The organism is Amycolatopsis sp. NPDC104863 (assembly GCF_055582965.1).
This window is the reverse complement of record NZ_JBVJOW010000010.1, coordinates 184836-192511: the sequence shown is the minus strand read 5'-3', so window position 1 is coordinate 192511 and position 7676 is coordinate 184836. Positions and strand designations below refer to the sequence as shown.

Below are 7676 nucleotides of genomic sequence, written 5' to 3'. Positions count from 1 at the left end.
CAACCTAAAGGCCAGGTTCGCCAAGACGCGCGGAGCAGCGCCGACTTGCGCGGGCCGCCGGTCTCCCCGGCGGCCCAAGGTCGGCCCGGCGTCGGCCCGCGGTCGGCCCGTGCCGGCTCGCGATCAGCCCGCGTCGGTCACGGTCGGCTCGCGGCCAGCCCGGTGCCAGCCCACGGTCGGCCCGGCGTCGGCCCGCGGTCGGCCCGTGCCGGCTCGCGATCAGCCCGCGTCGGTCACGGTCGGCTCGCGGCCAGCCCTGTGCCAGCCCGTGGTCGGCTCGGTGTCGGCCCGCTGCCAGCCCAACGCCAGCCCATGGTCGGCCCGGTGGCAGCTCGCGGTCGGCCTGTGCGGCTCGCGGTCAGCCCGCGCAGGCCATGGTCGGCTCGCGGCCAGCCCGTGGTCGGCCCGGTGACAACCCACGGTCGGCCCGTGCCGGCTCGCGGCCAACCCACGGTCGGCTCGGTGTCGGCCCGCGGCCAGCCCAACGCCAGTCCATGGTCGGCTCGGTGGCGGCTCGCGGTCAGCCCGTACCGGCCGCGGTCAGCCCGCGTCGGGGCGGTTGAGGTAGGCCGAGGCCAGCGACAGCACGCATGCACAGCCGACGATCGCGCTCACCCACCACGGCAGTCCGGCCACGATGCTCCAGACGAAGCCCGCCGCCGCCAAGATGGCGACGAGGATGTTCCGGAACTGCAGCGGGGTCGGTTTGGCCATGCCGCCAGCCTCTCACGCGCCCGCGTCAGACCTCCGCGCGCTCCCCGGGTTCGAGCAGCACGAGCCGCTCGGCCAACCCGGCCGCCTCGAACTCCTTCCGCAGCACGTCCGGACCCTCGTGGAAGTGCTGCCAGCCCCGGAAGTGCAGCGGGACGACCTTCGCCGACCCGAGCACCTTCGCCGCCTCGACGGCGTTCTCGCTGGTCAACGTCAGCGGAGCCCCGTCGAAGAGCTTGGTGCGGGCGCCGCCGGCGAAGAGCACCGCGATGTCGACGCGGAACCGCGACGCGATCTCCCGCACCAGCCCGACCGACGCGTTGTCCCCGCTCACGTAGACCGTGGGCAGCCCGTCGCCGCTCAGCACGAACCCGGTGACCTCCCCGCTGACCTGCTCGGCCCCTTCCGGCCCGTGCAGCGCCGGGACGGCGGTGACCGTGAGCGGCCCGACCTGGGTCTCCTCCCAAGCCGCCATGCCGCGGGCGGTCCCGCCCAGCCGGCCGGCCCCGCTGGGCGTGATCAGCGTCAACGGCACCGTCGCCAGGTACGCGCGACCCCGGTCGTCGAGGTTGTCGGGGTGCTGGTCGTGGGACAGCAGCACGGCGTCCACCACGCCGACGGCCTCCTCGGTCAGCACCGACTCCTCGGTCTTGACCAGCACCCGCTCGCCGATGGGATGGTCGCCGGGCGGGTCGAACGTCGGGTCGGTGAGCAGCCGGACACCGCCCAGCTCCAGCAGTGCGGTCGGACCACCGGACAAAGTGATCGCGAGTTTCTCGGTCATACCGGGGCCAACAGCGGGAGCGGACGTTCCCTTCCCTAGGGTGCCGACTGCCTCCTCGAACTGATCACGCCGGTGTTGAACCCGGCCAGGTGCAGCCCGCCCGCGAACCGCGCGTGCTCGATCTTCACGCACCGGTTCATCACGACGTCCAGCCCGGCCTCACGGGCCCGGTCGGCCACCGGCTCGTGCCACAGCCCGAGTTGCAGCCACAGGGTCCGCGCGCCGGCGTCGATCACCTCGTCGGCCACCTGGGGCAGGTCGTCGTGCTTCCGGAACACGCTGACCAGGTCCGGTTCACCCGGCACGTCCTTGAGGGAGGCGTACACCGGCTTCCCGAACAGGGTGTCCAGCCGCGGGTTGACGAAGTTGACCTCGTAGCGCGTCGACGAGAGCAGGTAGGTGGCGACGAAGTAACTGGGCCGAGCTGGGTTGGCGGACGCGCCCACCAGAGTCACCGACTTCGTCCGGTTCAGGATCGCGCGCCGCTCGACCGCTCCGACCGCATGGGTCATCCGGCCACCGCCTTCCCCAGCGCCTGGTCGAGGTCCCAGAGGATGTCCTCGACGTCTTCGAGCCCGATCGACAACCGGATGAGATCGGGCCCGACCCCGGCCGCGGCCAGCTGCTCCTCCGACAGCTGCGCGTGTGTTGTCGACCCCGGGTGGATGACGAGGGTCCGCGCATCCCCGACGTTCGCCAGGTGGGACAGCAGTTCCACCGATTCGACGAACTTCTCGCCCGCGGCGCGCCCGCCGGTGATGCCGAACGAGAACACCGCGCCCGGCCCGGAGGGCAGGTACTTCTTCGCCAGGTCGTGGTGCTGGTGCGAGGGCAGACCGGCATACGACACCCACGCCACCCGGGGATCCGCTTCGAGGTACTCGGCGACGGCTCGGGCGTTGGCGACGTGGGCGTCCATCCGCTGCGGAAGCGTCTCGACGCCTTGCAGCAAAAGGAAAGCCGAGTGGGGCGAGAGCACGGCGCCGATGTCGCGCAGCTGCTCGGCGCGCAGCCGGGTGCAGAACGCGTATTCGCCGAAGTTCTCCCAATACCGGAGGCCGCCGTAACTCTCGACGGTCTCGGTCATCCGCGGAAACTTCCCGTTGCCCCAGTCGAACTTCCCGGATTCGGCGACGATCCCGCCGAGCGTCGTCCCGTGGCCGCCGAGGAACTTCGTCGCCGAGTGCAGCACGATGTCCGCGCCGTGTTCGATCGGCCGGCACAGGTACGGCGTTGCCAGCGTCGCGTCGACCACCAGCGGGATGTCGTGGGAGTGCGCCAGGTCCGCCAGCGCCGCGAGGTCGGCGATGCCGCCGCCCGGGTTGCCGATCACCTCGGTGTAGAGCAGCCGGGTCCGATCCGTGATCGCGGCCGCGTAGTCGCTGATGCCGCCGCTGACGAACGTCGTCTCCACGCCGAAGCGCCTGAGCGTGCCGGTGAGCTGCGTGACCGTGCCGCCGTAGAGACCGCTCGCGGACACGATGTGGTCGCCCGCCTCCGTGAGCGCGCTGAAGGTGAGGAACTCCGCGGCCTGCCCGCTCGCGGTGGCGACTCCGCCGATGGCGCCTTCGAGACTGGCGATCCGCTCCTCGAACGCGGCCACGGTCGGGTTGCCGATGCGGCTGTAGATGTTCCCGTACTTCTGCAGGGCGAACAGGTTCGCCGCGTCGGCCGCGTCTTCGAAGACGAAGCTCGTCGTCTGGTAGATCGGCACGGCGCGGGCGCCTGTCGCCGGATCGGGAGTTCCGCCCGCGTGCAGTGCGCGGGTGCGGAAGCCCCAGGTGCGTTCACTCATCGGTTCTCACCGTAACCGTCCTCCCCTTCGGATCGCCACGCCTTCCACGAGGTGGGCGAGGTCGTTTCGTGCTGCCAACGCTAGCACGATTTGGCATTCCGTGCGCTACACTCGAAAGCATGAAATGCGCTGCCTGTGGCAAGCCGCTGCCACCTCGCCAAGGATCCGGCCGAAATCGCCAGTACTGTGATGCCACGTGCCGGAGCGCCGCCCGCCGGCAACGCGAACACGTAAAGTCTGACTTGACACATCCGCCTCGTCAATACATCCTTGACACTGTGCCGAAGCACGAACCACTGGCCACGGTCGGCGAAGCGTTGCGGAAGGTCCGCGACGCGGAGGCGACGTTGCGCGACGCGGTGGACGCGGCCCGGACGGCCGGGCACACGTGGCAAGAGATCGGCGACCTGCTGGGCACCAGCCGGCAGGCCGCTTTCCAGCGGTTCGGCCGGCCGGTCGACCCGGCGACAGGAGCATCCATGGCGGAACTGAAGCTGCCCGACGCGGTGCGCCGCGCCGAAGGGCTGGTGGCGGAGCTCGTCGGCTGCCAGTGGCACGAAGTGCGCCGGGACTTCGACGACCGCATGCGTGCGGCGGTCGGCGAAGACGAGCTGCGGCTCGCCTGGGCGCAGGTGGCCGGAGCGGTCGGTCAGTACGAGCGGATGGGGGAGGCGTATGCGCGGAGCACGGGCGACTACACCATCGTCCACCTGCCGCTGGCCTTCGAGGCCGGCGAGCGGACCGTGCTGGTGACCTACCGCGAGGACGGTCAGGTGGCCGGGTTGTGGATCCGGCCGCCCGAGGAATAGCGGACAACCAAGGGGGAACCATGAAACCGCAAGGGGGAGCTGTGAAAACGGCGATAGTGGGTGTGGTCGCGCTACTGGCGCCGCTGGTGGCTCCGGCCGCCGGCGCCGCAGAGGTGCCGACGGCGGGCCAGCAGCTCGCGTGGGTGGTCGATGCGACCGGGCGCGTCCCGGTGGCCGACGCCGAGGTGCGGCAGCACGTCGCCGAGGTCATGCTGACGGCGGCCGGAGGCACGGCGGGTGTCAACGCCGCGTTCACCGGATTCGGCCGCCTCGAAGTGAAACGCGTCGTCAGCGAAGCACCGGACCACGTCGAGGCCGCGGTCCACGGCACCGCCGACGACTACCTGCTGGACCTGCACGTGGACCAGGCCGGGCTGATCGACGGGCTCCGCGCGACGCCGGACGACCCGGTGCCGTCGTCGTGGCCGGAGATCGACACCCAGCTCGCGGCGCTCGGCGCCCGGGTGTCGTTCGGCGCGTCGGAGATCCTCCCGGACGGGCGCTGCCGCGACGTGCACGGCGTTCGTGACAACGTGCAGCGGCCGTTGGGTTCGGCGTTCAAGCTGTACGTGCTGGGGGCGCTCGGCAAGGCGGTCGCCGAGCACAAGGCGTCCTGGACCGAGCAGCTGGCGATCCGCGACGACTGGAAGAGCCTGCCGTCCGGGGTGCTGCAGAACCAGCCCGCGGGCACGAAGCTCCCGCTGTCGGAGTACGCCGACAAGATGATCTCGATCAGCGACAACACGGCCACCGACCACCTGATCCACCGGCTCGGCCGGGATGCGCTGCAACGGCAGGTCGTGGCGTTCGGCAACCAGCGGCCGTCGGCGAACATCCCGTTCCTGACCACCAAGGCGCTGTTCGAGCTCAAGGCCACGCAGTACCCGGCTCGCGCCGACGCTTACCTGGCGTTGCCCCGCTGGGCACGTCCCGCGGCGGTGGCCGGGCTGGAACGGCTCCCGCTCACCGGGCTCACCGCGTGGCCGGCGCCCGAGAAGATCGACGACATCGAGTGGTTCGGTTCCCCGGACGACATCTGCCGCGCGTTTTCCGGGCTGCAGAAGGAGAACCAGCCGGAGATCGGGCACGCGCTGTCGCTGAACGACGGCGGGCTCGGGCTCGACCGGGCGAAGTTCCCGCAGGTCTGGTTCAAGGGCGGCAGCGAACCCGGCGTGCTGACGCTGAACTACCTGGCCCGCTCCGCGGACGGCCGGTCGTTCGTCACCAGTGTCATGGTGTCGGACCCGGTGGCGCCGTTGAACGAAGGTCACGTCGCGGCACGAGGAATCGCCGTCGCGAAGGGCGCAGTCGCGCTTCTCGCGGCTACGCTTCGTCCGTGACGGTGCGGTGGAGCCTGACGATCGACTGCGCGGGTCCTCGCGCGCTGGCAAGGTTCTGGGCGGTGGCCCTCGGCTACATCGAGCGGCCACCGCCCGCCGGCTTCGCGAGCTGGGAAGCCTGGTTCGCCGACCACGATGTGCCCGAGTCGGAGTGGGACGACGGTGCCTACCTGAGTGACCCTGAGGGCGTTCTGCCGAACCTGAGCTTCCTGAAGGTGCCCGAAGGCAAGGTCGTGAAGAACCGCGTCCACCTGGACGTCCAGGCCGGTGGTGGCCGGGAGGTCCCGTGGGACACGCGCTGGGAGCGCGTTGTCGAAGCGGTCGCCCGGCTCACCGCGGCGGGCGCGACGATCGTGCAGGAGTACGAACTCGACGGCCGTGCCGACCACATCATGATGGCGGATCCGGAGGGCAACGAGTTCTGCGTGCTCTGAGCCGTCGGGTCGTTGTTCGTCCGATGGCCCAGATCACGGGTGGAGTCGCGCGTTCGTGTCACATCGGCCTTCGCCGCGGGGTCTACTGCTGAGAGCCCCGGCGAAAGGAACAGGACACGGTGGACGAGCTGACCGAGCGGTTCGAGCAGGAGCGGCCGCGGCTGCGAGCGGTCGCCTACCGGATGCTCGGTTCGGCGAGCGAGGCCGACGACGCCGTCCAGGAGGCTTGGCTGCGGTTCGACCGCACCGACATGAGGGAGGTCGAGAACGTCGGCGCGTGGCTGACGACCGTCGTCGCGCGGGTGTGCCTGTCGATGCTCCGCACGCGTCGCAACCACCGTGAGGAGCCCTTGGACGGGCGGCTCGAGCCGGGCGAGGAGCGCCGGGACCCGGAGCAGGAGGCGGAGCTGGCCGACACGGTCGGGCTGGCGCTGCTGGTCGTGCTCGACTCGCTGGGGCCGGCCGAACGGGTCGCGTTTGTGCTGCACGACATGTTCGCCGTGCCGTTCGACGAGATCGCGCCGGTGATCGACAAGACCCCGGCCGCGACGAGGCAGCTCGCGAGCCGGGCCCGTCGCCGGGTCAAGGGCGGCGCCGCGGTGGACGCGGACCTGCCGCGACGGCGGAAGGTGGTCGAAGCGTTCCTGGCCGCGTCGCGCGGGGGTGACTTCGAAGCGCTGCTCGCCCTGCTCGACCCGGACGTCGTGCTGCACGCCGACCGGTTTGTCGGCCCGAGCCCGGCGCCGGTGGTGCTGCGGGGTGTCGAGAGCGTGCGCATGGGCGCGGTGCTGGCTTCCGAACGGGCCCGCGCCAGCGAACTGGCCCTGGTCGACGGCTCGCCGGGCTTGTTGCTGGTGCGCGAGGGACAACTCACGGTTGTCCTGTCGTTCGAGGTCGACGGCGACCGGATCACCGGCATCGAGGTCATCGCCGACCCGGAGCGGCTGCGCGAGCTGGAGGTGGCCGTTCTCGACTGAGGCCTGGTCAACCGAGAGCGGCGCGGAGGCGTGCTTCGCGCTCGGACGGCGTTTGCCGCGGACAGCTGACGCACTTGGGGTTGCCGACTTCGTAGATCAGGCAACACGAGGCCCGCCGCACGGCAGGCGTGCGCCCGACACGCACGAACCGCGGCTTCGGCAGATCGAGCCCGATCGCGGCCACCAGGGGCTCGGCCAGTGTCATGGCCAGCTCAGGATCCGGCGTCCAGAGCAGCCGGTTGCCGATCGAGTCGGTGGTGATGGCGCCCAGTGCGCGTTCACGAGCCCCGCTGACCTCGGCGATCGTGCTGACGGCGGTACCAAGCGCCCCGGCGAAGGCGGTGCCCAGCTCGGCCAGGCCACCGGAGAGTCGGCGGCTCGACCGGGCACCGAGGAACCGGCCATCGGCGACGAGGTCGAGCTCCATGGCGGCCAGGGAGGGATCGGCGAGGACAGTGTGGGCGGAGGGGGCGAGAGCCTGGCCCGTGAACGAGCGGGAAGGGACCGCTCCGGCGGAAGGACCGCCGGTGTCAGCCGGGGCCGGACTGCCTGCAGGGGCAACCCCCGCCCGGCCAGCCGATACCGGGGCCGTCGAACCGCCCCCGCCCGTCGGCACCTTCACCAGCCCCGCCGACACCGCCGCGACCAGGCTTTCCACCGCGGGCGCCACCAGCACCGACGAAAGCGAATACCACCAGATCGTCCCGAGCACCTCCGGCCTCGCGCAGCCGTACAGCTTCGCCGCGCCGCCGATGCGGGCCCGGACCCACTCCGGGTCCGCAAGCAGGGCTGCGGACGCGGTCCAGTCGGGCTTCACGACCTCCAG

General features: G+C 71.2%; 9 protein-coding genes. 4 read left to right on the top strand and 5 right to left on the bottom strand.

Annotated features, from left to right (window positions below; translation table 11 throughout):
• Nucleotides 1-540: 540 nt before the first annotated feature.
• From ACZ63J_RS42260 to ACZ63J_RS42245, 4 genes are read right to left on the bottom strand one after another with little or no spacing between them, the layout of a single operon-like run.
• On the bottom strand, nt 541-714 hold the full coding sequence (locus tag ACZ63J_RS42260; protein WP_465340222.1) for a hypothetical protein: 174 nt from the start codon (nt 712-714) through the stop codon (nt 541-543).
• 25 nt (nt 715-739) lie between these two features.
• A complete protein-coding gene (locus ACZ63J_RS42255; RefSeq protein WP_465401733.1) occupies nt 740-1495 on the bottom strand; it encodes an MBL fold metallo-hydrolase in 756 nt (251 codons plus the stop codon).
• A 35-nt stretch (nt 1496-1530) separates the two neighbouring features.
• Complete coding sequence (locus ACZ63J_RS42250) at nt 1531-2007, bottom strand: CoA-binding protein (protein WP_465310594.1); 477 nt, start codon at nt 2005-2007, stop codon at nt 1531-1533.
• Entirely contained in the window at nt 2004-3290 is a 1287-nt protein-coding gene (locus ACZ63J_RS42245) for an O-acetylhomoserine aminocarboxypropyltransferase/cysteine synthase family protein (RefSeq protein WP_465401734.1), read from the bottom strand. Before ACZ63J_RS42245 ends, ACZ63J_RS42250 begins: the two co-directional genes overlap by 4 nt.
• A 278-nt stretch (nt 3291-3568) precedes the next feature.
• Between ACZ63J_RS42245 and ACZ63J_RS42240 the strand changes: the two genes are divergently transcribed.
• From ACZ63J_RS42240 to ACZ63J_RS42225, 4 genes are all read left to right on the top strand, one after another.
• The gene (locus ACZ63J_RS42240) at nt 3569-4099 is read left to right on the top strand and encodes a DUF3887 domain-containing protein (RefSeq protein WP_465310596.1); all 531 of its coding nucleotides are present in this window, start codon (nt 3569-3571) and stop codon (nt 4097-4099) included.
• 41 nt (nt 4100-4140) lie between these two features.
• A complete protein-coding gene (locus ACZ63J_RS42235) occupies nt 4141-5439 on the top strand; it encodes a serine hydrolase (RefSeq protein ID WP_465401735.1) in 1299 nt (432 codons plus the stop codon).
• Entirely contained in the window at nt 5436-5873 is a 438-nt protein-coding gene (locus tag ACZ63J_RS42230) for a VOC family protein (protein WP_465310598.1), read from the top strand. Before ACZ63J_RS42235 ends, ACZ63J_RS42230 begins: the two co-directional genes overlap by 4 nt.
• Before the next feature lie 119 nt (nt 5874-5992).
• A complete protein-coding gene (locus tag ACZ63J_RS42225; protein WP_465401736.1) occupies nt 5993-6850 on the top strand; it encodes a sigma-70 family RNA polymerase sigma factor in 858 nt (285 codons plus the stop codon).
• 7 nt (nt 6851-6857) lie between these two features.
• Here the strand turns inward: ACZ63J_RS42225 and ACZ63J_RS42220 are convergent, their stop codons facing one another.
• Entirely contained in the window at nt 6858-7667 is an 810-nt protein-coding gene (locus ACZ63J_RS42220; protein WP_465401737.1) for a (2Fe-2S)-binding protein, read from the bottom strand.
• Nucleotides 7668-7676 lie beyond the last annotated feature (9 nt).

Excerpts from the sequence above, each read along its gene's own strand:
- ACZ63J_RS42260 (WP_465340222.1), bottom strand. The coding sequence starts at position 714 with ATGGCCAAACCGACCCCGCTGCAGTTCCGGAACATCCTCGTCGCCATC.
- ACZ63J_RS42255 (WP_465401733.1), bottom strand. The coding sequence starts at position 1,495 with ATGACCGAGAAACTCGCGATCACTTTGTCCGGTGGTCCGACCGCACTG.
- ACZ63J_RS42250 (WP_465310594.1), bottom strand. The coding sequence starts at position 2,007 with ATGACCCATGCGGTCGGAGCGGTCGAGCGGCGCGCGATCCTGAACCGG.
- ACZ63J_RS42245 (WP_465401734.1), bottom strand. The coding sequence starts at position 3,290 with ATGAGTGAACGCACCTGGGGCTTCCGCACCCGCGCACTGCACGCGGGC.